Below are 21,825 nucleotides of genomic sequence, written 5' to 3'. Positions count from 1 at the left end.
CTCCCACTTGATGCAGTCATGAGACGCCCGACCCTCGAGGCGGTCGCCGCCCGGGCGGGGGTCTCGCGCGCCACCGCCTCCCGGGTCGTCAACGGCCAGACGACGGTGGCGCCCCACATCCGCGACGCCGTGCAGCGCGCGATCGACGAGCTGGGCTACGTGCCCAACTCGGCCGCGCGCAGCCTGGTCACCCAGCGCACCGACTCGATCGCCCTGGTCGTCAGCGAGCCGGGCACCCGGGTCTTCTCCGAGGACCCGATGTTCTCCACGGCGATCAGGTCGGCGTCGGTGGCGCTCGAGGCGGTGAACAAGCAGGTCGTGCTCATGCTGGCCTCCTCCGCCAAGAGCCACGCCCGGGTGGAGCGTTACATCGCGGGCGGGCACGTGGACGGGGTCATGCTGATCTCCATGCACGGCGCCGACCCGCTGCCGGCCGCGCTGTCGCGCCTGCGCGTCCCCGTGGTCTCCTACGGGCGGCCCGCCGTCCCCGTGGAGATGCCGTACGTCGACAACGACAACGTCGGCGGAGCGGAGATCGGGGTCCGGCACCTGGTGGAGACGGGACGGCGCCGGATCGCCACGATCGCGGGCCCGCAGGACATGATCGGCGGCCAGGACCGGCTGGCCGGCTACCGCAACGTGCTGCGCGACTCCGACCTCAGGTCGATCGTGGCGATCGGCGACTTCACCCGGGAGTCGGGCGCGATCGCCATGCGGCAGCTCCTGCGCGACGACCCCGACCTGGACGCCGTCTTCGTGGCCAACGACCTGATGGCCGTCGGCGCCCTGCAGTCGCTGCGACAGTCCGGGCGCCGGGTGCCCGACGACGTGGCCGTGGTCGGCTTCGACGACATCGAGGCGGCCAAATACACCGAGCCGCCGCTGACGACGCTCAGGCACCCGGTGGCCGAGCAGGCGGCGGCCATGGTCGGGCTCCTGCTCGGGCTGTTCGAGGGCGGCCCGGCCGAGCCGGTGATCATGCCGACGGAGCTGGTGATCAGGGAATCCGCCTAAGTGATCCCGGCAGTGGCCGCCGCCGTCTCCCTGGCCGAGGAGCACGGCATCCGAGTGGTGGATCCGGTGGTCCTCAACGACTCGTTCAACCTCCGGGTCCACCTGCGCCCGGCGCCGATCGTGGCGCGGGTGCCGACGGTGACCGCGCTGGGGCGGGCCCGGCCCGCCGACGCGTTGCGGCGGGAGCTTGACGTCGTGTCCTACCTGCACGGGCAGGGCGTGCCGGTCGTGCCGCCGAGCGACCTGCTGCCCGCCGGGCCGCATCTGCGCGACGGGGTCGCACTCTCCTTCTGGAGGCACGTCGAGCACGACCCCGGCCATCAGCCGAGCCCGGAGGCGGCCGGGCGGGCGCTCGCCGAGCTGCACGAGGCGCTCCGGGGCTTTCCCGGCGGGCTGCCCTACCTCGGGCCGGTGCTCGACGAGCCGCTGCGGCTGCTGGAGCTGCTCGACGGGGAGGTCCCGCCCGACGTGCTGGCGCGGCTACGGGACGCGCACGCGGGCCTGGCCGAACGGCTGGCGGGCCGGACGGCGCAGGCCGTCCACGGGGACGCGCACCCCGGCAACCTCCTCGCCACCCCCGCCGGGCTGCTCTGGAACGACTTCGAGGAGAGCATGGCCGCGCCCGTCGAGTGGGATCTGGCCTGCCTGCTGCGTACGAAGCGGCTCGACGGCCGGGCGGCCGTCCGGGCCTACGGGCACGATCCCGACGATCCCGAGCTGCGGGAGTTCCTGGCGGCGCGCGGGCTGCAGGGGACGCTGTGGATGCTCGTCAGGGCGCTGCGGCTGCCCGCCGGGGCCGCCGACGCCCAGGCGGCCCTGGAGGCGTGGCTCCGGGACCCCAGCGGCGCCACCCGCTAGACCGGGACCGCTCCCCGCCGCCCCCCGGACCGGGACCGCTCCCCGCCACCCCCGGACCGGGACCGCTCGCCGCCACCCCCGGACCGGGACCGCTCCCCCGCCGGACGCTAGACCGGGACCACGCCGCCGCGCGGGCCGAGGAAGTAGCCGCCGGTGACGTCCAGGACGTGTCCGGTGATCCACCGGGACTCCTCGCCGGCGAGCAGCGCCACGGCGTCCGCGATGTCCTCCGGGCGGCCGATGCGGCCCAGGGCCGTCACCTCGGTGACCGCGCGCTCGGCGGTGCCGTCGTCCTCGCGGAGCCAGGTGTTCATGTCCGTCTCCGTGACGCCCGGCGAGACGGTGTTCACGGTGATGTTCCGCTCGCCGAGGAGAGGCGCCAGGCTGAAGCCCAGCGTGTCCAGGGCTCCCTTGGTCATCGAGTAGACGAGGTCCGGGAGGGCGATGCGGACGACGGCCGAGGAGATGTTGATGATCCGGCCGCCGTCGTTCAGGAGCGGGAGGGCGCGTTCGATGATGAAGTACGGCGCCCGCACGTTCACCGCGAAGACCCGGTCGAACTGCTCCTCGGTCACCGTGCCCAGCACCCCGGCGAGGATGGCGGCGTTGTTGACCAGGATGTCCAGCCGCTCCTCGCGGATGCCCTCGAACAACGCGTCCACGCCGTCCTCGAATGCCGCCTTCACCGCGTACGCCTGCCCGCCCGCGCCCTCGATCGCGGCCACCGTCTTCTGGGCCAGGTCGTCGTTGCGGGCGTAGTGGACGATCACGCGGGCACCGTCGGCGGCCAGGCGCTCGGCGATGGCCCGCCCGATTCCGCGCGACGCTCCGGTTACCAATGCTGTCTTTCCCGACAAATCTCTCATGCGTCCCATCGTGGGTCGCGGCTCCCACGGCCGTCCAAGACCGGCTGTTATAGCTTTTTGCTATGGATACCCATATTCGGGATCTCAGGTATTTCGTGGCGGTCGCCGAAGAGCTGAGCTTCACCAGAGCGGCGGCCGAGCGGCTCTTCGTCTCGCAGCCCTCGCTGAGCAGGCAGATCAGGCAGCTGGAGCTGTCGATGCGGGCCAAGCTGTTCGAGCGCGACCGCCGTACCGTGGCGTTGACGGCGGCGGGGGCGGCGCTGCTGCCCGAGGCTCGGCGGATCATCGAGCAGTGGGAGGGCGCGCAGCGGGCGGTGGCCGCGGTGCGCGACGAGCGGACGCTGGTCGTCGGGTTCCAGACGCGGATCGGGCGCGGGCTCGTACCGTCCATCTCCTGTGCGCTGACCGGCTGGGACCTGCGCTTCCGTCAGGTGCCGTGGAGCGACCCCACCGTGGGGCTGGGCGACGGCCAGGTCGACGTGGCCGTCGCGTGGCTGCCCATGCCGGGTCACGGCGAGTACGACTGGACGGTGGTCAGCACGGAGGAGCGCTGGGTGGCGCTGCCCGCCGCCCATCCGCTGGCCGCCCGCTCCGAGGTCACGCTCGCCGACCTGGCCGGGGAGGCGTTCGTGGCGCTGCCGGTCTCCGCCGGACCCATGCGGGACTTCTGGCTGGCCACCGACCAGCGGGCGGCGCCCGCCGTGGTGGGGGCGGAGGCGGAGACGGCCGAGGAGGCGTTCGAGCTGGTCGCGACCGGGCGGGCCGTGATGCTGGTCTCGGCCGGGAACGCCGCGCTTTACCGGCGCGACGACGTGGTCAGCAGGCCCGTGGCGGGGCTGCCGCCGAGCAGGCTGGCCGTCGTCTGGCGGCGCGGCGACCGGCGGCCGGCCGTGCGGAGGCTGGTGGACGCGGTCGTCACGTGCATGTGCGCCACCTGATCGGCCGCGCGGCGTGGAGAGCGGCCTCTCGGTGGCCTGTGCCTCGCGCCGGCCGCCGCCGGGGAGGTCGTGCCGCGGTCAGTCCCGGGTGAGCCAGGCCGTGGTGTCGGGGGGCAGGGCGCCGTCCTCCAGGGCGCCGCTGGCCAGGAGGAGCTGGCCCGCGGGTAGCGGCACCGGGTCGGAGCCCAGGTTGGTGGCGCTCGTCAGGCCCGAGTCCCTGGTGAAGGCCAGGACCTCGCCGCCCGTCGGGAGCCAGGTCAACGTGCCGTCCCCCAGCAGGTCGCGGCGCAGGCCCAGGGCCGTCCGGTAGAGGTTGAGCATCGAGCCCAGGTCCGTGCGCTGGGCCTCGGCGGTCAGCTTCCGCCACGCCTCCGGCTGCGGCAACCACGGCGTGCCCGCGCCGAAGCCGAACGGGGGCTCCTCGCCCGACCACGGCAGCGGCACGCGGCAGCCGTCCCGGCCCGGGTTCGCGCCGCCCGACCTGGCGTACATCGGGTCCTGGCGGAGCTCGTCCGGGAGGTCCTCGACCTCGGGCAGGCCCAGCTCCTCTCCCTGGTAGACGTACACGGAGCCGGGGAGCGCCATGGCCAGCAGGGCCGCCGCCCTGGCCCGCCGGTAGCCGAGCTCCAGGTCGGACGGGGTGCCGTGGAGGCGGCCGCCGTGCGCGAACGTGGTGTCGGCGCGGCCGTACCGGGTGACCGGGCGCGTCACGTCGTGGTTCGACAGCACCCACGTCGGCGGGGCGCCGATGGGGGTGTGGGTGGCGAGGGTCAGGTCGATGACCCTGCGCAGCTCGGCCGGGTCCCACGGGCAGGACAGGAAGTCGAAGTTGAAGGCCGTGTGGAGCTCGTCGGGCCGGAGATAGCGCGCGAAACGCTCCTGGTCGGGGAGCCAGACCTCCCCGATCAGGATGCGCTCGCCGTACTCGTCGGCCACCTCGCGCCACCGGCGGTAGACGTCGTGGACCTCGTCGAGGTCTTCGTACTTCGTGTCCGACTTGATCAGCAGGGCGGCGGAGTCGATGCGCACGCCGTCCACGCCGCGGTCGAACCAGAACCGCAGCACGTCCTCGAACTCCCGGTGGACCTCGGGATTGGTCCAGTTGAAGTCCGGCTGCTCCGGGGCGAACAGGTGCAGGTACCACTGGCCGTCGGGGACCTGGGTCCAGGCCGAGCCGCCGAAGATGGACTGCCAGTCGTTCAGCGGCTCGTCGGCGAACCAGAAGCGGTCCCGCGCCGCGGGGTCCTCCAGGGCCTCCTTGAACCAGGCGCTCTCCGTGGAGCTGTGGTTCGGCACCACGTCGATGATGACCTTGATGTCGAGCTCGTGCGCCTCCTCGACGAACCGCTCGGCCTCGGACAGCGTGCCGAAGACCGGCTCGATGTCCCGGTAGTCGGCCACGTCGTAGCCCCCGTCGGCCATCGGCGACGGGTACCACGGGTTCAGCCAGATGGCGTCGATCCCGAGATCCTTCAGGTACGGCAGGCGGGAGCGCAGGCCGGCCAGGTCGCCGATCCCGTCACCGTTCCCGTCGGCGAAGCTACGCAGGTAGACCTGGTAGATCGCGGCCCCCCGCCACCACGTTTGCGACATGCGCTCATCCCTTGATGCTTCCGGCGGTGAGCCCCGCCATGATGTGTCGTTGGAAGACGAAGAAGACGATGATCATTGGGATACTGGCGATGACCAGACCGCCCATGATCTGGTTCTGGGTCACCGCGCCCGCCGTCTGCGACAGGCCCACGCTGATCGTCATCTTCTCGCTGTCGGTCATGACCAGCAGCGGCAGGACGAAGTCCTTGAACGCGGTGACGATCGTGAAGATGGAGACCACGCCCAGGATCGGCCTGGAGACCGGCAGCACGACCGACCAGAGCACCCGCAGCGGGCCCGCGCCGTCGATCTGGGCCGCCTCGATCAGCTCGCGCGGGATCGAGTCGAAGAACCGCTTGAGCAGGAAGATGTTGAAGCCGTTCGCCGCCGCCGGGAACCACAGGCCCCAGGCGTTGTTGAGCAGCCCGAGGTCCACGATCGTGACGTAGAGCGGGATGAGGATGACCATGGGCGGGATCATCAGCGTGGCCAGCATCGCGCCGAGGATCACGTTGCCGAACATCGGGCGCAGCTTCGACAGCGCGTACGCGGCCGTGACGTCCACCGCCATGGAGAACAGCCACGCGCCCAGCGAGTAGTACGCGGTGTTGGCCAGCAGCGTGCCGATGTCGAACAGGTCCCAGGCCTCGAAGAACGCGTCCAGCGCCGGGTCGGCCGGGACGAGCGACGGCGGCATCTGGGCGATCTCCTCCGGCGTCTTCATGGCGCCGGTGACCATCCAGTAGAGCGGGAAGACGAAGGCCAGCGTGAAGACCACGATGACCGCGACCAGCACCAGCCAGTAGATCCGCCGGCCCCACCTGCTGTTGAGCTGGTGCGGCGAGACGATCGTGCGGAACTGCACCTGGATCGGCTTGGGCGGCCTTCGCCGGCGCTTCGGCCGCGCCCTGCCGGGCGGCTCGGACACCGGAGCCCGCCTGTGTTCGGTCGCCGTCATGCCGGGTCCTCACGGGTCGTCCTGAGCTGGAAGGCCGCGAAGACGAGGAGCGCGAGCATGAGGAGCATGCCGAGCGCGCCCGCCTGGCCGTAGTTCATCTGCGAGAACGCGAACTGGTACATCAGGTACGCGACGCTCACGGTCGCGTTCTCCGGGCCGCCGCCGGTCAGCATGTACGGCTCGATGAACACCTGCATGGTCGCCACGATCTGCAGCATCAGCATGAGCAGCAGGATCAGCCGGGTCTGCGGGATCGTGACGTGCCTGATCCGCTTGAGGATCCCGGCCCCGTCGAGCTCGGCGGCCTCGTACAGCTCGGGCGGGATGTTCTGCAGCGCCGCCAGGTAGATCAGCGTCGCGCTGCCCATGTTCATCCAGGTCGAGACGAGGACCAGGGAGATCAGGGCGGTCGACGACGAGTCTAGCCAGGCCAGCGGCGGCAGGTGGAAGAAGTCCAGGACCTGGTTGAACAGCCCGGGCCCCGGATCGTAGAACCACCTGAACAGCAGCACCGCCACGATCGGCGGCAGCATGACCGGCAGGTAGACCACGAACCGCAGGTAGGCCCGGGCGTGGCGCAGCTCGTTGAGGACGAGCGCGACGACGAACGGCACGGCATAGCCGCACAGCAGCGCGAGCAGCGTGAACTCCACGGTGTTCAGCCAGGCCTCGCCGAAGGCCGGGTCCTGCACCGCCACCTCGAAGTTGTCCAGCCCCACCCAGGTGGGCGGGTTGATCAGGTCGGTCTTCTGGAAGCTCAGAATGAACTCCCTGACCATCGGATACCAGGCGAACACCGTGAAACAGAACAGGGCCGCGCAGAGGAACCCGTAGGCCGTCAGGTTGCGCCGCAAGATTGCCATCAAGGTCAGCCCTTGGCCGCCAGCATGGAGTTCGCCTTGGTCTCGGCGTCCGACAGGAGCTGGTCGACGCCGGCGTCCTTACGGCTCAGCACCCCCGACATGACCACGTCGAGGATGGCGTACAGCTCCTGCGCGTGCACCGGCTCGGCCTTCGGCGGGATCGTCGCGGCGGCCTGCACGTACGGCGCGTAGTTCGCGACCGGCAGCGAGGCGTTCTTCTCGCGGTCGGCCTGGATGGCCTTGCCCGTCGCCGAGTCGCCGTAGACGGCGTTGTCGGGCACGCCGACCGGGTTGCCGATGGCCTTGCCGCGGGCGAAGTCGAAGCGGCCCTTGCCGACGGTGTTGTAGCGGAAGTCGAGCCACTCCAGGCCCGCCTTGGCCTCCTCGGGGGTGGCCTTCGGGTTGATCATGAACGCTTCGCCGCCGCTCAGCGACGCCTTGGCCTCGGGGAAGCCGGTGATGCCGTAGTCGGCGACGTTGCCCTTGAACTTGTTGACCACGTCGGTGACCACGTCGGGCGCGCCCAGCATCATGCCGACCTTGCCGCTGCCCATGGCCATCATGAGCGACTCCCAGCCGACCAGGAGCTTGTTGCCCATGCTGTTGTCGACCCAGCGCATGTCGTGCAGGTTCTGCAGCACGGCCTTGCCCTCGGGCGAGTTGAACGCGGCCTTCTTGTTGTCGGGGGTCAGGATGCTGCCGCCGCGGCCGTAGATGGCCTGGGTGAAGTGCCAGCCGCCGGTGTTGCCGCCGGAGTACTCGCCGTAGCCGACGTAGCCGGGGCCGAGCGCGGCGATCTTCTTGGCCGCCTCGCGGACCTCGGCCCACGTCTTGGGCGGGGTGTCGGGGTCGAGCCCGGCCTTGGTGAACAGGGCGCGGTTGTAGACCAGGCCGACGCCGTAGTGGACGTTCGGCACTCCGTACACCTTGCCGTCCTTGGTCACCAGCTCGCGCACGTCGGGGCGCAGGTCGTTCCAGTTCTTGATGGCGCTGGTGTACTGCGTGATGTCGAGCGCCTGGCCCTGGCCGATGACGTCGTCGTAGTTCGTCACCGGGACCACGAAGACGGTCTCCATCTGGCCGCCGGCCAGCTTGGGGCCGAACGTCTTGGGGTCGAAGCAGGGCTGCTGGTCCGTGCTCTTGACCGTCACGCCCGGGTGCGCCTTCATGAACGTGGCCACGTCGTCGTCCCAGGCCTGGCGCTCCTTCGGCGCGGACTTGGCGGGCTGGCAGGCCACCGTGATCGTCACGGCCTTGGCGCCGGCTCCGGCCGACGGGGTGGCGGGGTTGCCGGAGCCGCAGGCTGTGGCTGAGAGGCCGAGCACGGATACGAGCAAGAGCCCAGTGGATCTCCGCATGGTCTGACCCTTCTGATGCGAGGTGCCCACACCATAGGATCGAGGACGGATGTTCGCAATATTTCGACTGCATATTGCAAGATAACGACTGGATTAAGCGCAGCCCGCCCCAGGGAAGGCCGGGCTCCTAATCCGCCGCGCGGGCGCGGGCGGTGGAGGCACGGACGACGAGTTCGGGCTCGAACAGCAGCTCGTCCGCCGGCACCACGGCCTTGTCGATCTGCGCGACCAGCAGGTCCACAGCGGCCCGGCCCATGGCGTCGATCGGCTGGCGGACCGTGGTCAGCGGGGGCTCGGTGCAGTTCATCAGGGCGGAGTCGTCGAAGCCGATGACCGAGATGTCCGCCGGCACGGCGAGCCCCGCCCGGCGGGCCGCCCTGATCGTGCCCAGCGCGAGCAGGTCGCTGGCGCAGATGACGCCGGTCACCCCGCGCCTGACCAGCCGGGCGGCGGCCGCGTGCCCGCCCTCCAGCGAGAACATCGTGTGCTCGACCAGCCCAGGGTCCCCGCCCTCGGCCTGGAACGTCTCCAGCTTGCGCCGCGACGGCATGTGGTCCTTCGGCCCGAGCACCATGCCGACCCGCTCGTGGCCGAGCGCGCGCAGGTGGGCCAGGGCCATCTCGGCGGCCACCACGTCGTCGCACGACACCTGCGGGAAGTCGAGATGCCGGACGGCCGCGTTGACCAGCACGGTGGGCAACTTGCGCTCGTGCAGCAGCTCGTAATGCCCGTGCGCGGCGTCGGCCTGGGCGTAGAGGCCCCCGGCGAACACGACGCCGCTGACCTGCTGCTGGAGCAGCAGGTCCACGTAGTCGGCCTCGGAGACGCCGCCGACCGTGCGGGTGCACAGCACGGAGGTGAACCCCTGCTGGGCCAGCGCTCCGCCGACGACCTCCGCGAAGGCGGGGAAGATCGGGTTCTGCAGCTCGGGGAGCACCAGGCCGACCAGCCGGGCCCGGTCGCCGCGCAGCTGGGTGGGGCGCTCGTAGCCGAGCACGTCGAGGGCGGTCAGCACGGCCTCGCGGGTCGCGTCGGAGACCCCTGGCTTGCCGTTGAGCACGCGGCTCACCGTCGCCTCGCTGACTCCGACTTTCTTGGCCACCTCTGCGAGTCGTCGCGTCATGCGCAAACTATACGGCCTTCAGCGCAAGCGCTTGCAATCGCTTACGTCGATACGACGTCGGGCTTTGCACAGCCTCCATAGCTGTCTCCCCAGCTGTGACGAGTTCCTGACCAGCAGCGGGAGCGCACCGAAGCCGATTCGCGTCAGTCAACTGTTTGCGAAATCTCGTCGAAATATTGCGGCCATCTGCTCGACATCCTATGGTTCGGCCATCCGCCTTACCCGGAAGGGCCACCCCCATGAGAGCACTCTTAGCCGCCCTTGCGTTAGCCCTCGGATTCCTGGCCGCACCCGCTTACGCGGCGGCCGACACCAACCTCGCGGCGGGTAGGACCGCCACGGCGAGCAGCTTCACCGACGTCTACTCCGCCGCCAACGTGACCGACGGCAACCAGGCCACCTACTGGGAGTCGGCCAACAACGCCTTCCCGCAATGGGTCCAGGTCGACCTCGGTGCCGCCGCGAGCGTCAACAAGCTCGTGCTGAAGCTGCCGTCCGGCTGGCCCGGCCGTACCCAGACGCTGACCGTCCAGGGCAGCACGAACGGCTCCGCCTTCAGCACGATCGTCGCCTCGGCGACGTACACCTTCAACCCGACCGCGACGATCACCTTCGCCGCCACGACCGCCCGCTACGTCCGGCTGCAGATCACCGCGAACACCGGCTGGCCCGCGGGCCAGCTCTCCGAGTTCGAGGTGTGGGGCAGCGCCCCGGACAACCCGCCGCCGAGCGGCGCCAACCTGGCCCTCGGCAAGCCGATCACCGAATCCTCGCACACCCACACGTACGTGGCCGCCAACGCCAACGACGACAACCTCCAGACGTACTGGGAGGGCGCGGCCTACCCCAACACGCTGACCGTGCAGCTCGGCGCCAACGCCGACCTGACCTCGATCACCCTCAGGCTCAACCCCGACCCGGTCTGGGCCAGGCGGACCCAGACCATCCAGGTCCTGGGCCGGGAGCAGAGCGCGACCGCCTTCAGCACCCTGGTCGCGCAGGCCGTCCACACCTTCGACCCGGCCGCCGGTAACTCCGTGACGATCCCCGTGACCGGCAAGGCCGCCGACGTCCGGCTGCAGATCACCGCCAACTCGGGCGCGCCGGGCGGCCAGGTGGCCGAGTTCCAGATCTTCGGCACCCCGTCGGCCAATCCCGACCTGACCGTGAGCGGCCTCTCGTCCTCCCCGGCCGCGCCGGTCGAGACGGACGCGGTCACGCTGTCGGCCACGGTCAGGAACGCGGGCACCGCGGCCGCCGCCGCGACCTCCGTGAACTTCTACGCGGGCGCGACCAAGGTCGGCAGCGCGAGCGTGGGCGCGCTGGCCGCGGGGGCGTCGACCACCGTGTCCGCGAACATCGGCGCCAGGGACGCCGGGACCTACCAGCTGTCCGCCAAGGTGGACGAGGACGGCAAGGTCGTCGAGCTGAACGAGGCCAACAACACCGCCACCGGCACCCTGACCGTGAAGCCGGTCGACACGGCCGACCTGGTCGCCTCACCCGTCGCCTGGACGCCGGGCAACCCCGCCGCGGGCAACACGGTGACGTTCTCGGTGGCGATCAAGAACCAGGGCACGGTGGCCTCCAGCGGCGCCTCCCACGGCATCACGCTCACCGTCACGAACGACTCCGGCACCGTCGTCAAGACGCTGACCGGCTCGACCGGCGGCGCCATCGCGGCGGGCGCGACCACGAGCCCGGTGAGCCTGGGCACGTGGAGCGCGGCCAACGGCAAGTACACGGTGAAGACGGTGCTCGCCGACGACGCCGACGAGCTGCCCGTCAAGCGCGCCAACAACACCAGCGAGCTGCCGCTGTTCGTGGGCCGCGGCGCGAACATGCCGTACGACACGTACGAGGCCGAGGACGCCGTGATCGGCGGCGGGGCCACGCGCGTGGGCCCGAGCAGGGAGATCGGCACGATCGCCGGCGAGGCGTCCGGGCGGCGCGCGGTGACGCTCGACCAGACCGGCGCGTACGTCGAGTTCACCACCAGGGCGGACACGAACACCCTGGTCACCCGCTTCTCCATGCCCGACGCGGCGGGCGGCGGCGGGCTCAACTCGACCCTGAACGTCTACGTCAACGGCTCGTTCCTCAAGGCCGTCAATCTGACCTCCCGCTACGCCTGGCTCTACGGTCCCGAGGCCGGCCCGAACAACTCGCCCGGCTCGGGACCGCCCAGGCACATCTACGACGAGGCGAACGTGCTCCTCGGCGCCACCGTGCCCAAGGGCAGCACGATCAGGTTGCAGAAGGACGCGGCCAACAACCAGACGTACGCGATCGACTTCGTGGACTTCGAGCAGGCGACGCCGGTCGCGAACCCGGACCCGGCGAAGTACGCCGTCCCGACCGGTTTCACCCACCAGGACGTGCAGAACGCGCTCGACAAGGCCCGCATGGACGCCAAACTGACCGGCGTCTACCTGCCGCAGGGCGACTACCAGACGTCGAGCAAGTTCCAGGTGTACGGCAAGTCCGTCAAGATCGTCGGCGCGGGGCCCTGGTTCACCCGGTTCCACTCCCCCGCCGGGCAGGACAACACCGACGTGGGCTTCCGCACGGAGGCCTCGGCCAACGGCTCGACGTTCGCGAACTTCGCCTACTTCGGCAACTACACCTCGCGTATCGACGGCCCCGGCAAGGTCTTCGACTTCTCGAACGTGGCGAACATGACCATCGACAACGTCTGGGCCGAGCACCAGATCTGCCTCTACTGGGGCACGAACACCGACAACATCACGATCAGGAACTCGCGGATCCGCAACCTGTTCGCCGACGGCCTGAACATGACCAACGGCAGCACCGGCAACCACGTGACCAACGTCGAGGCCAGGGCCACGGGCGACGACAGCTTCGCGCTGTTCTCGGCCACCGACAACAACCCCGGCGAGCAGACCGGCAACGTCTTCGAGAACCTGACCTCGCTGCTCACGTGGCGGGCCGCGGGCGTGGCCGTGTACGGCGGCTACGACAACACGTTCAGGAACATCTACGTCGCGGACACGCTGACCTACCCCGGCGTCACGATCAGCTCGCTGGACTTCGGGATCCCGATGAACGGGTTCGGCGCCAATCCGCCGACGACGTTCGACAACATCTCGCTGGTCCGGGCGGGCGGGCACTTCTGGGGGCAGCAGACGTTCCCGGCGCTGTGGCTGTTCTCCTCGTCCAAGGTGTTCCAGGGGATCCGGGTCAACAACCTGGACATCGTGGACCCCACGTACAGCGGGATCATGTTCCAGACCGGCTACTCCGGCAGCGCGCCGCTGAACCCGGTCAAGGACACCATCCTCACGAACGTGTCCATCAGCGGGGCGCGGAGGAGCGGCGACGCCTTCGACGCCAAGTCGGGGTTCGGCGTCTGGGTGAACGAGATGCCCGAGCCCGGGCAGGGCCCGGCCGTCGGGTCGGCCACGATCAACAACCTGAGGTTCGCCGACAACTACCAGAACATCAGGAACACGACCTCGACCTTCACCCTGACCACCAATTAGAGATCTGACCTGGTGGGCAACCCCTGCCAGTCGCTGACGCTGGTCACCGCGGCGGCGCTCAACAGCGCCCCGCGGTGCAGGCGTTCCTGGGGGATGAGGCCGTCGAGCGCGGCGCTGATGTAACCGGCCGCGAACGCCTCCCCCGCGCCGGCCGTGTCCACGATGGGGACCTGCCAGCCCGGCACGTCGTAGCGCATCCGGTCGGCGCGCACGCTCGCGCCCTTGGCGCCGCGGTCCACCACGACCTCGCGCTCCGGCGTGAGCGCGGGCTTGACCAGGTCGAGCTCGTCCTGGCGGAGGAAGAGCAGGTGCGAGTCGCAGGCCAGCTCGCCGAGCACCTCCTCGGCCTCGCGTACCGACGGCCACAGCTCGGGCACGTAGTCGACGGAGAAGGAGATCATCACCCCGGCGTTCTTCGCGGCGCTCACGGCGGTGCGCACCGCGTCGAGCGCGTCCCGCCCGAGGCCCGCCGTGAGTCCGGTCACGTGGAGCATCTTCGACGCTCCGATCCGGTCGATCGGCACGTTGCCCGGAGTGAGCCGCGAACCCGCCGAGCCCGCGCGGTACTGCGTCACTCTCTGTGCCCGGCCGACCCGGGTCTCCCTGAGGATCAGCCCGGTGCGCAGCCCCTCGGACACGCGCATGTCCGCGACGTCCACGCCCTCGCCTCTGAGCGCGGTGAGCGCCCTCGCGCCCAGCTCGTCATCACCCACCTTGCCCAGGTAGGCGCTGCGGTGCCCGAGCCTGGCCAGCGCGATGGCCAGGGTGAACTCCGGCCCGCACACATCCAGCCGGGCCTCGCTCTCATGGCGAACCCGGCCACTGGAGACGACCCCCAAGGGCTCGCCGAGCGTGTAGACGTCGGTCATGCGCCAGACTGTAGCCGGTCAAGTACTTTTGCCGCATAAGCCCTGGTTGTCAGCGTGATCAAAGATTTTCTGTAACTTTAGCCAACCTTTTCCCCTTCTCATGGCTCAAAGTAGTAAAGGGGTCGGCCACCCCGAGCCGGCTCCAAGTCAATACGGGGAGAGGAATCAGCACCCTCATGAGAAAGATCGCACTTGGTATCGTCTCCGCCCTTGTGGGCGGGGCCATGCTTATGTCGGGCGCGAGCACTGCTTCGGCGGCCACCAAGGTCGACACCCAGCTCAAGATCCGCGACATCGACCCCAACCCGGTCGTGGTCGAGCCCGGTTCCGAGACGACCGCGTACTTCGACATCGGGGCCAGCTCCGACGTCAAGAAGGTCGAGCTCAGCGTGGCGCCCGAGGGCGCCCGCACGCTGCGCGCCAAGGACGTCAAGGACCTCGAGGGCTGGCGCTTCGCCGTCGGCTTCACCGACGGCGACCCCCAGGGCAAGTGGCAGGCCACCGCTGTAGCCTTCGACTCCGCCGGCAAGGAGATCGCGAAGGACACGGCGTTCTTCTCGGTCGAGGTCGAGAAGAGCAAGGCCGAGACGCGCATCTCGCGCTTCTCCGCCGACCCGGGCAAGATCCGCAAGGGTCGTACGATCGAGTTCTCCGGCCGTCTCCAGGTGGATGACGACGGCTGGGAGGGCGTCCGCGGCGAGAAGGTGAACGTCTACTTCCGCGCGAACGGCTCCAGCGGCTGGAAGTGGGTCGCCTCCGCCAAGACCAAGTGGGGCGGCAAGTTCTACGCCGAGACCCGCGCCTACAAGAGCGGCACCTTCCGCGCCGTGTTCGACGGCACCGACGAGCTCGACGGTGCCAAGAGCCGCACGGACTACGTGCGGGTCTACGGCAGCTGGTGGCGTCGTTAATCCATGACACGGAGGCCCGGTCCCTTCCCAGGGGCCGGGCCTTCCGGCTTTTCAGGTTTAGGGATCACGCTTTGCGTGCATGGACAGTCGCATTGCGTGGATCTACCGACCCCCGAAGGAGCCTCGTATGCCGCATCCCCTCCTCGCCCTCGTCCTGAGCATGACGAGCACGCTGGGGGCGGCGCCTTCATCCGAGCTTTCCGTACGCTACGAGCAGTCCGGCTCGCCACGCGCCGAACAGGCCAGGAAGCTCCTGAAGGACAGCGACGCGCTCGAGACCCGGATCCGGCTGCCCGCGCCGGTCAAGGTCGTCGCCCGGGACTGCGACGCGGCGGAGGCCACCTGGGACCACGACGAGCGCCGGATCACCATCTGCTACCAGCTGGTCGACAAGGTGCGCCGGGTGATGGCCGGCATCTCCGAGACCGAGGAGAGCGACGCCCGTACCAGGTCGGCCCGCATGGACGGCGCGCTGGCCGTGCTCTTCCACCACCAGCTCGGCCACGCCCTGACCACGCTGAACGGCCTGGCCGACAGCGAGGAGCAGGCTGACCGGTTCGCGGCGCTGACGCTCACGTCCGACGCGCCCAAGCGCGTGGTGGCCGCCGCCGAGGCCCGCCACCTGCTCGCCGGACACTCCGGCCTCGACCACCTGTCGGGGCCGCCCGAGGCCGCCACTTTCTCCTGCCTCCTGTACGGCGCCGACCCCGGCAAATACGACCGGATCGCCCAGGGCGGCTGGGTCCCACCCGAGCGGGTGCCTTCCTGCGCCGACGAGTACGACCGGGTCAGGTCGGCCATCGGATCGATGGCCGTGAAAGCGGGCACGTAGCGGGTAGCGTCCGGAGTATGGCCGACGAGCTGCTCAAACACTTCGATCCGTTCGACATCTTCGACACGGAGGCCGCCCGGCTCGACCGGTTCTTCAGCGGGCTCGACGAGGCCGGCTGGCGGCGGCCGTCCCGATGCGAGGGCTGGTCGGTCCGCGACGTGCTGGGCCACCTGGCGGGCGAGGAGCTGTACAACCACGCCTGCCTCGACGGGAGCGTGCAGGACCTGCTGACCCGGCTCTCCAAGGCCGGCGTGTCCGGCTACAACGACTTCAACGAGTGGTCGGTGCGGCAGCGGCGCGACCTGCCCGTGGCGGAAGTGCTGGAGGAGTGGCGGGTCCAGAACGGCGAGACCCGGCGCCGCATGCGCGAACTCGGCCCCGACGGGCTGATCGACACCATGGCCGGGCCCTACCCGTGCGGCCGGCAGGCCTTCCACTACGACTCCGAGTACGCCACCCACGCCGACGACGTCGGCGCGCCCGTCTCCGACGCCGAGGCCGACGACCGGACGCTGTGGCGGGTCGCGGTGGGGCGGTTCGTGCTGGCCGAGCAGGAGGCCAAGGTTCAGGTGGAGCAGACGGCTGACGAGGTCTGGGCCGCCGTCGACGGGGTCACGGCCTCGCTGTCGTACCCGGAGTTCGTGGAGGCCACGGTGGGGCGCCTGCCCGCGTCGCACGGGATCGACCCGCGCATCGTCGCGGCTCTGAGGTGCCTCGCCTGACATTCTGGGAGGAGATCGACCATGTGGCTGCGTAACCGGGCGGGCACGGAGCCACTGACCGCACGCAGCCCGCTGCGCGCCCGGCGGATCCTGTCGCTGGTCGCGCTGGTGCTGGGGGTGGCGGCGGCGGTGTTCTTCGCGGTGCGTGCCGCGAGCACGGGGGCGGAGGTCTGGCGCTGGGAGGCGGCGATCGCCGCCGCGGTGGCCGTCGTGGCCGCCGCCGACCTGGCGCTGCTGCGCCGGCGCCGCTGACCGTGCCGCTGACCGTCAGGCGGTGACTCTCCGGCGGGTCGGCACGGCGCCGCTGACGTCAGGTGGTCAGGACGGCGAGCAGCAGGAGGACGATCAGCAGCGCGCCGGCCGAGAAGATCATCCAGACGTGCGCCAGCACCCACATGCGCAGGCGATCACCGTATGCCCGGGGGAAGATGTCCCCGTCAGATTCGATCTTGTTGATCGCCGCGACGCGCTTGGCCAGCTCGGGGTCCTCTCGCTCAAGGGCCTGCTCGATCTCAGCGAGAATGCGGCGTTCCTTTCCAGAGAGACTCATCGCCATCACCACTGCTCCGATGCCGGTGACCACCTTTTACCCACGAGTAGCGCAGGCATGCCCCCTCTGGCGGACCGGCATGGCTTCCCCCGCGGGCACACCCGTGCCCGCGGGGGCGCGCCGTCACTTGCGGCGGTTCGCGTAGCGCTGGTTGAAGCGCTCGACGCGGCCCGCGGTGTCGAGGATGCGGCCGCGACCGGTGTAGAAGGGGTGGCTGGCGGAGGAGACGTCCACGTCGACGACCGGGTACGTCTTGCCGTCCTCCCACTCGATCGTCCTGTCACTGGGGAGGGTCGAGCGGGTGAGGAACGCGAACCCGACGCTCGGGTCACGGAAGACGACGGGGCCGTACGCGGGGTGCAGGTTCTTCTTCATGGCCCGCACAACCAGATGACAACGGTTTTCATTCCCTGGCTTCCGGATCGAGTCCCAGCACCGAACGGCCGCCGTCCACGGGGACGGTGGCGCCGTTCACGAACGCCGCCTCGTCCGAGAGGAGGTGCGCCACGACGGAGGCCACCTCGGCGGGGGTCGCGACCCGGCCGAGCGGGTGCAGCAGGGCCAGTTGCTCTTCGACGGCCTGCCGCGCTTCCGGCGTCCGCGACTCCAGGAACGCCTCATACCGCTCGGTGGCCACCGAGCCCGGGGCCACCGCGTTGACCCGGATCCCGTGCCTGCCGTACTCCACGGCCAGCGCCCTGGTCAGGCCCTCGGTGGCGGCCTTTGCGGTCGAGTAGGGGAGGCTGCCGGGCACCGCCCTGGTGGCCTGGTGGGAGGTGACGTTGACGATGGCGCCGGGTGTGCCGGCCGCGAGGAAGTGGCGTACGGCGGTGGCGCAGCCCACCACGGCGAGGTCGAGATTGGCCGCGATCAGGGCCCTGACCTCGGCTATCGGGGACGTGTGGACGGAGGCGTCCCGGAACACGGCAGCGTTGTTGACCCAGCCGCGCAGGATGCCCGCCTCCTGGGCCAGGTCGGCGGCCCAGGCGGCGACCTCCTCGTCGGCCGCGTCGCCGATCAGCGGGATGACTCTGGGGCCGGCCCAGGCGAGGGCGTCGGGGTCGCGTTCGACGGCCACCACGGTGTCCTGCTCGCCGAGGAGCCGTTCGACCACGGCCCTTCCGATGCCACGCCCGCCGCCGGTCACCACATAGGAAAAGGTCATGACTCGACGCTATTCCGCTTTCACTGTGAGCTATTCCTGACGGGGCGAAGTGACATTTATCACCGCATTTCTGACCGATGAATGGGAACGATCCTGGAGTGATCGACGCCACCGTGCCGAAGTCCCCCACGTGGATGATCGGTGCCCTCTCGATCACACAAACCGCCGGATATGGCGTGCTTTATTACGCGTTCTCGGTGTTCATCCCACCGATGTCCCGCGACCTCCACGCCGGGGTCGCGCAGCTGACCGGAGCGATCACCCTGGCCGTGCTCGTGTCGGGGGTCGCGGCGCCGCTCATCGGCCGCTGGCTCGACCGGCACGGCGGGCGCGGGCTCATGACCCTCGGGTCGGTGCTGGGCGGGCTCGCGGTGCTGGCGTGGTCGCAGGTGCGCTCCGTGGCGCAGTTGTATCTGGTCTGCGGGGTGCTCGGCGTGGCGTCGGCGATGGTTCTTTACGAGGCGGCCTTCGCCGTGATCGTGGCCTGGTTCGACGCGACCAGGCGCTCGCGGGCGTTACTCGCTGTCACCGTCGTCGCGGGGTTCGCGTCCAGCATCTTCCTGCCGCTGACGGGCTTTCTCGTGGACCTGTACGGGTGGCGCCAGGCCCTGGTCATCCTGGCCGTCGGATATGCCCTGACCTCGGTGCCGCTGCACGCCCTCGCGGTACGGAGCCGGGCCGCGCCCCCGCACGTGAACCGGCGCGAGATCGTCGGGTCGGCGCTGCGCGAGCGTCCCTTCTGGCTGCTGGCGGCGGCCTTCCTGACCCAGACCGGCGCGGTGGCGGTCATGGGCGTCCTGCTGGTCACGTACCTGATCGCCCTCGGCCACGCCCCCGTCTTCGCCGCCGGCGTCGCGGGCCTGCTCGGGGTGCTGTCGGTCACGGGGCGGCTCGTCACCACCGGCCTGCAGGGCCGGTGGTCCGTGGCGTTGATCACGGCGGTGATGTTCGGGGTGCAAGGGCTGGCGGCGGTGCTGCTGCCGCTGATCGGCAGGAGCACGGCGGGTGCGGTGGCCGGGGTGGTGCTGTTCGGGCTGGGGTTCGGCGTGGGCACGATCGCCCGCCCGGCGCTCCTGGCCGACCGCTACGGCACCGGCGCGTACGCGTCCCTGAGCGGGGCACTCGCGCTGCCCATCACGGTCGCCAAGGCCGTCGCACCGCTACTGGCCGCCGGAATCGCCCAGTTCGCCGGTTATCCGGCGGTGATGGGAGCGGTGGCGGCAGCCTGCGCCCTCGGCGCCCTCTCCCTGATCGCCTACCACCGCACCTCCCACCCCAACCCCGCCACCGCATGACAGCGATGATGGATGAGCACCTCCCGCGCGCCCTTGACTGCTTCTCCCCCGTCACCTCCAGCCACGCCCAACGCGCAGAACACCGGACGGCGAGGGCGAAGGGCAACGGACGGAGGACGCCTTATCGGTTCATGGACCGATCACCGTCGGGCAAACTGGGGAGGCCAGGCCGAGCGCATTGGAGCCCCCGATCGCCGTCGGCGGAAATCACGAAACGCTCATCCGCGAACACGTAAGGTAGCCACATGGATACCCCCACCCACGTTCTGCACCGCGTGTTCGGCTACGACTCGTTCAGGGCGGGGCAGCAGGAGATCATCGACCATGTCGTGGCCGGCGGCGACGCGCTCGTCCTCATGCCCACCGGCGGCGGCAAATCCCTCTGCTACCAGATCCCCGCCCTGGTCCGCCGCGGCGTGGGGGTCGTCATCTCGCCCCTGATCGCGTTGATGCAGGACCAGGTCGACGCGCTGCGGGCGCTCGGCGTGCGCGCGGGGTTCCTCAACTCGACGCAGGACTTCGACGAGCGGCAGCTGGTCGAGTCGGAGTTCCTGGCCGGCGAGCTCGACCTCCTCTACCTCGCCCCGGAGCGGCTTCGCGTGGACGCCACGCTGCGGCTGCTGGCCAAGGGGGAGATCTCGGTGTTCGCCATCGACGAGGCCCACTGTGTGGCGCAGTGGGGGCACGACTTCCGTCCCGACTACCTCGAGCTGTCCACGCTGCACGAGCGCTGGCCCGACGTGCCGCGCATCGCGCTGACCGCCACGGCCACCCCGGCCACGCACGCCGAGATCTCCTCCAGGCTCGGCCTGGGCGAGGCCCGCCACTTCGTCGCCAGCTTCGACCGGCCCAACATCCACTACCGGATCACGCCCAAGAGCGAGCCCAAGCGACAGCTGCTGGAGTTCCTGCGCACCGAGCATCCGGGCGATTCCGGCATCGTCTACTGCCTGTCGCGCTCCTCGGTCGAGAAGATCGCCGAGTTCCTGGTCGACAACGGCATCGCCGCCGTGCCGTACCACGCGGGCCTCGACGCCCGCACCCGCGCCACCCACCAGTCCCGCTTCCTGCGCGAAGACGGGTTGATCGTGGTGGCCACGATCGCGTTCGGCATGGGCATCGACAAGCCCGACGTGCGCTTCGTCGCCCATCTCGACCTGCCCAAGTCGGTCGAGGGCTACTACCAGGAGACCGGGCGCGCGGGCCGTGACGGCCTCCCGGCGACGGTGTGGATGGCATACGGCCTCCAGGACGTCGTCCAGCACCGGCGCATGGCCATGGAGGGCGACGAGGCCCACCGCCGCCGCCAGGTGGTCCATCTCGACGCCATGCTGGCGCTGTGCGAGACCGTGGGGTGCCGCCGGGTGATGCTGCTCGACTACTTCGGCCAGAAGGGCGCCGAGCCGTGCGGAAACTGCGACACCTGCCAGAGTCCGCCCCAGTCCTGGGACGGCACCGTTCCCGCCCAGAAGGTGCTGTCGACGGTGTTGCGGCTGGCGCGGGAGCGGCGGCAGAAGTTCGGGGTGGGGCAGGTGGTCGACATCCTGCTCGGCAAGAAGACCGCCAAGGTGCTGCAGCACGGCCACGAGACGCTGACCGTGTTCGGGGTCGGCACCGACCTGGGCAACGCGGAGTGGCACGGCGTGGTGCGGCAACTGCTGGCCCAGGGACTGCTGGCCGTCGAGTCCGACTACGGAGCGCTGGTGCTGACGGACGACAGCGCCTCGGTGCTGCGGGGACAGCGCGAGGTGCTGCTGCGCCGCGACACCCTGCGCCCCGCCCGCGCCAAGGCGGCCACCTCATCGAAAGCCCAGGCAGCGGCCGAGCTCCCCGCCGAAGCGGCCCCGCTCTTCGAACGGCTCCGATCGTGGCGCGGCGCCACCGCCAAGGAGCAGGGCGTGCCCGCGTACGTCATCTTCCACGACGCGACCCTGAGAGAGATCGCCACCGCCCGGCCGTCCTCAATGGCGGAGCTGAGCAGGATCAACGGGGTCGGTGAGAACAAACTGGCGAAGTACGGAGAGCAAGTCCTGGAGGTCCTCCAGGACGACACCTGACGTCCCACCCTTCCTGCTCACCTTCACCCCCGCCTCCGGCCCCCGGACGCCGACCTTGACACCCGACACCCGACACCCGACACCCGACGCCCGACGCCCGACACCCGACACCCGACACCCGACACCCGACACCCGACACCCGACACCCGACACCCGACACCCGACACCCGACACCCGACACCCGACACCCGACACCCGACACCCGACGCCCGACACCCGACACCCGACACCCGACACCCGACACCCGACACCCGACACCCGACACCCGACACCTGGGATCCAAGCACCAACCCGAGATGGGGGCCCGACACGCGGGGCCCGACACGCGGGGCGCAACACGCGGGGCGCGA

General features: G+C 70.3%; 20 protein-coding genes. 10 read left to right on the top strand and 10 right to left on the bottom strand.

The annotated features are described in order from the left end of the window. Window positions 1-18 precede the first annotated feature (18 nt). Window positions 19-1,014: a LacI family DNA-binding transcriptional regulator gene (locus ACFKCF_RS43265; RefSeq protein WP_394501191.1), complete on the top strand. Its 996-nt coding sequence runs from the start codon at window positions 19-21 to the stop codon at window positions 1,012-1,014. Continuing rightward, a complete protein-coding gene (locus ACFKCF_RS43260; protein ID WP_394501190.1) occupies window positions 1,015-1,872 on the top strand; it encodes a phosphotransferase in 858 nt (285 codons plus the stop codon). 107 nt (window positions 1,873-1,979) lie between these two features. Here the strand turns inward: ACFKCF_RS43260 and ACFKCF_RS43255 are convergent, their stop codons facing one another. After that, on the bottom strand, window positions 1,980-2,738 hold the full coding sequence (locus ACFKCF_RS43255) for an SDR family NAD(P)-dependent oxidoreductase (protein WP_394501189.1): 759 nt from the start codon (window positions 2,736-2,738) through the stop codon (window positions 1,980-1,982). Between the two features lie 62 nt (window positions 2,739-2,800). Between ACFKCF_RS43255 and ACFKCF_RS43250 the strand changes: the two genes are divergently transcribed. Beyond that, complete coding sequence (locus ACFKCF_RS43250) at window positions 2,801-3,676, top strand: LysR family transcriptional regulator (RefSeq protein WP_394501188.1); 876 nt, start codon at window positions 2,801-2,803, stop codon at window positions 3,674-3,676. A 78-nt stretch (window positions 3,677-3,754) separates the two neighbouring features. Here the strand turns inward: ACFKCF_RS43250 and ACFKCF_RS43245 are convergent, their stop codons facing one another. From ACFKCF_RS43245 to ACFKCF_RS43225, 5 genes are all read right to left on the bottom strand, one after another. Beyond that, complete coding sequence (locus tag ACFKCF_RS43245; protein ID WP_394501187.1) at window positions 3,755-5,269, bottom strand: glycoside hydrolase family 13 protein; 1,515 nt, start codon at window positions 5,267-5,269, stop codon at window positions 3,755-3,757. A 4-nt stretch (window positions 5,270-5,273) separates the two neighbouring features. Then, on the bottom strand, window positions 5,274-6,227 hold the full coding sequence (locus ACFKCF_RS43240; RefSeq protein ID WP_394501186.1) for a carbohydrate ABC transporter permease: 954 nt from the start codon (window positions 6,225-6,227) through the stop codon (window positions 5,274-5,276). After that, window positions 6,224-7,090: a carbohydrate ABC transporter permease gene (locus tag ACFKCF_RS43235; RefSeq protein ID WP_394501185.1), complete on the bottom strand. Its 867-nt coding sequence runs from the start codon at window positions 7,088-7,090 to the stop codon at window positions 6,224-6,226. Before ACFKCF_RS43235 ends, ACFKCF_RS43240 begins: the two co-directional genes overlap by 4 nt. Window positions 7,091-7,095: 5 nt before the next feature. Beyond that, window positions 7,096-8,427 carry an ABC transporter substrate-binding protein gene (locus tag ACFKCF_RS43230; RefSeq protein ID WP_394501184.1) on the bottom strand — a complete coding sequence of 444 codons (1,332 nt, stop codon included), beginning with the start codon at window positions 8,425-8,427 and terminating at the stop codon, window positions 7,096-7,098. 148 nt (window positions 8,428-8,575) lie between these two features. Continuing rightward, on the bottom strand, window positions 8,576-9,571 hold the full coding sequence (locus tag ACFKCF_RS43225; protein WP_394501183.1) for a LacI family DNA-binding transcriptional regulator: 996 nt from the start codon (window positions 9,569-9,571) through the stop codon (window positions 8,576-8,578). A 239-nt stretch (window positions 9,572-9,810) separates the two neighbouring features. On the opposite strand from ACFKCF_RS43225, the gene ACFKCF_RS43220 reads away from it, so the two are divergent. After that, a complete protein-coding gene (locus ACFKCF_RS43220; RefSeq protein WP_394501182.1) occupies window positions 9,811-13,074 on the top strand; it encodes a discoidin domain-containing protein in 3,264 nt (1,087 codons plus the stop codon). Here ACFKCF_RS43220 and ACFKCF_RS43215 read toward each other — a convergent pair. Then, window positions 13,071-13,943: a sugar kinase gene (locus tag ACFKCF_RS43215; RefSeq protein ID WP_394501181.1), complete on the bottom strand. Its 873-nt coding sequence runs from the start codon at window positions 13,941-13,943 to the stop codon at window positions 13,071-13,073. The two genes, ACFKCF_RS43220 and ACFKCF_RS43215, sit on opposite strands and share 4 nt — an antisense overlap. Before the next feature lie 176 nt (window positions 13,944-14,119). Here ACFKCF_RS43215 and ACFKCF_RS43210 point away from each other — a divergent pair, with 176 nt between their 5' ends. The 4 genes from ACFKCF_RS43210 (at window position 14,120) to ACFKCF_RS43195 (ending at window position 16,660) form a co-directional block, all read left to right on the top strand. Then, window positions 14,120-14,854 (top strand): hypothetical protein, encoded by a 735-nt coding sequence (locus ACFKCF_RS43210; protein ID WP_394501180.1) that lies wholly within the window; start codon window positions 14,120-14,122, stop codon window positions 14,852-14,854. A gap of 127 nt (window positions 14,855-14,981) precedes the next feature. Beyond that, on the top strand, window positions 14,982-15,686 hold the full coding sequence (locus ACFKCF_RS43205) for a DUF4344 domain-containing metallopeptidase (RefSeq protein ID WP_394501179.1): 705 nt from the start codon (window positions 14,982-14,984) through the stop codon (window positions 15,684-15,686). Window positions 15,687-15,703: 17 nt separating this feature from the next. Further along, entirely contained in the window at window positions 15,704-16,408 is a 705-nt protein-coding gene (locus ACFKCF_RS43200) for a maleylpyruvate isomerase family mycothiol-dependent enzyme (RefSeq protein WP_394501178.1), read from the top strand. Window positions 16,409-16,429: 21 nt separating this feature from the next. Continuing rightward, complete coding sequence (locus ACFKCF_RS43195) at window positions 16,430-16,660, top strand: DUF6343 family protein (protein ID WP_394501177.1); 231 nt, start codon at window positions 16,430-16,432, stop codon at window positions 16,658-16,660. Between the two features lie 58 nt (window positions 16,661-16,718). Here ACFKCF_RS43195 and ACFKCF_RS43190 read toward each other — a convergent pair whose 3' ends face one another. The 3 genes from ACFKCF_RS43190 to ACFKCF_RS43180 all read right to left on the bottom strand — a co-directional run bounded on the left by ACFKCF_RS43190 (window position 16,719) and on the right by ACFKCF_RS43180 (window position 18,123). Further along, window positions 16,719-16,991, bottom strand: a complete 273-nt coding sequence (locus ACFKCF_RS43190) for a DUF3040 domain-containing protein (protein WP_394501176.1) — start codon at window positions 16,989-16,991, stop codon at window positions 16,719-16,721. Window positions 16,992-17,081: 90 nt separating this feature from the next. Continuing rightward, window positions 17,082-17,333 carry a type B 50S ribosomal protein L31 gene (locus ACFKCF_RS43185; protein ID WP_394501175.1) on the bottom strand — a complete coding sequence of 84 codons (252 nt, stop codon included), beginning with the start codon at window positions 17,331-17,333 and terminating at the stop codon, window positions 17,082-17,084. A gap of 28 nt (window positions 17,334-17,361) precedes the next feature. Continuing rightward, a complete protein-coding gene (locus ACFKCF_RS43180; RefSeq protein WP_394501174.1) occupies window positions 17,362-18,123 on the bottom strand; it encodes an SDR family NAD(P)-dependent oxidoreductase in 762 nt (253 codons plus the stop codon). A 98-nt stretch (window positions 18,124-18,221) separates the two neighbouring features. On the opposite strand from ACFKCF_RS43180, the gene ACFKCF_RS43175 reads away from it, so the two are divergent. Both ACFKCF_RS43175 and recQ read left to right on the top strand, forming a co-directional pair. After that, on the top strand, window positions 18,222-19,418 hold the full coding sequence (locus ACFKCF_RS43175) for an MFS transporter (RefSeq protein ID WP_394501173.1): 1,197 nt from the start codon (window positions 18,222-18,224) through the stop codon (window positions 19,416-19,418). Window positions 19,419-19,663: 245 nt separating this feature from the next. Then, window positions 19,664-21,475, top strand: a complete 1,812-nt coding sequence (gene recQ / locus ACFKCF_RS43170; RefSeq protein WP_394501172.1) for a DNA helicase RecQ — start codon at window positions 19,664-19,666, stop codon at window positions 21,473-21,475. Window positions 21,476-21,825 lie beyond the last annotated feature (350 nt).

This window comes from Nonomuraea sp. JJY05 (assembly GCF_043496855.1).
Classification (GTDB): Bacteria; Actinomycetota; Actinomycetes; order Streptosporangiales; family Streptosporangiaceae; genus Nonomuraea.
This window is presented reverse-complemented; position numbering and strand designations above follow the sequence as displayed.

Bases quoted from the DNA above. Each gene is read 5' to 3' on its own strand.
- ACFKCF_RS43265 (WP_394501191.1), top strand. From the start codon at position 19: ATGAGACGCCCGACCCTCGAGGCGGTCGCCGCCCGGGCGGGGGTCTCG.
- ACFKCF_RS43255 (WP_394501189.1), bottom strand. From the start codon at position 2,738: ATGAGAGATTTGTCGGGAAAGACAGCATTGGTAACCGGAGCGTCGCGC.
- ACFKCF_RS43250 (WP_394501188.1), top strand. From the start codon at position 2,801: ATGGATACCCATATTCGGGATCTCAGGTATTTCGTGGCGGTCGCCGAA.
- ACFKCF_RS43245 (WP_394501187.1), bottom strand. From the start codon at position 5,269: ATGTCGCAAACGTGGTGGCGGGGGGCCGCGATCTACCAGGTCTACCTG.
- ACFKCF_RS43240 (WP_394501186.1), bottom strand. From the start codon at position 6,227: ATGACGGCGACCGAACACAGGCGGGCTCCGGTGTCCGAGCCGCCCGGC.
- ACFKCF_RS43235 (WP_394501185.1), bottom strand. From the start codon at position 7,090: ATGGCAATCTTGCGGCGCAACCTGACGGCCTACGGGTTCCTCTGCGCG.
- ACFKCF_RS43225 (WP_394501183.1), bottom strand. From the start codon at position 9,571: ATGACGCGACGACTCGCAGAGGTGGCCAAGAAAGTCGGAGTCAGCGAG.
- ACFKCF_RS43220 (WP_394501182.1), top strand. From the start codon at position 9,811: ATGAGAGCACTCTTAGCCGCCCTTGCGTTAGCCCTCGGATTCCTGGCC.
- ACFKCF_RS43215 (WP_394501181.1), bottom strand. From the start codon at position 13,943: ATGACCGACGTCTACACGCTCGGCGAGCCCTTGGGGGTCGTCTCCAGT.
- ACFKCF_RS43210 (WP_394501180.1), top strand. From the start codon at position 14,120: ATGAGAAAGATCGCACTTGGTATCGTCTCCGCCCTTGTGGGCGGGGCC.
- ACFKCF_RS43205 (WP_394501179.1), top strand. From the start codon at position 14,982: ATGCCGCATCCCCTCCTCGCCCTCGTCCTGAGCATGACGAGCACGCTG.
- ACFKCF_RS43200 (WP_394501178.1), top strand. From the start codon at position 15,704: ATGGCCGACGAGCTGCTCAAACACTTCGATCCGTTCGACATCTTCGAC.
- ACFKCF_RS43195 (WP_394501177.1), top strand. From the start codon at position 16,430: ATGTGGCTGCGTAACCGGGCGGGCACGGAGCCACTGACCGCACGCAGC.
- ACFKCF_RS43185 (WP_394501175.1), bottom strand. From the start codon at position 17,333: ATGAAGAAGAACCTGCACCCCGCGTACGGCCCCGTCGTCTTCCGTGAC.
- ACFKCF_RS43180 (WP_394501174.1), bottom strand. From the start codon at position 18,123: ATGACCTTTTCCTATGTGGTGACCGGCGGCGGGCGTGGCATCGGAAGG.
- recQ (WP_394501172.1), top strand. From the start codon at position 19,664: ATGGATACCCCCACCCACGTTCTGCACCGCGTGTTCGGCTACGACTCG.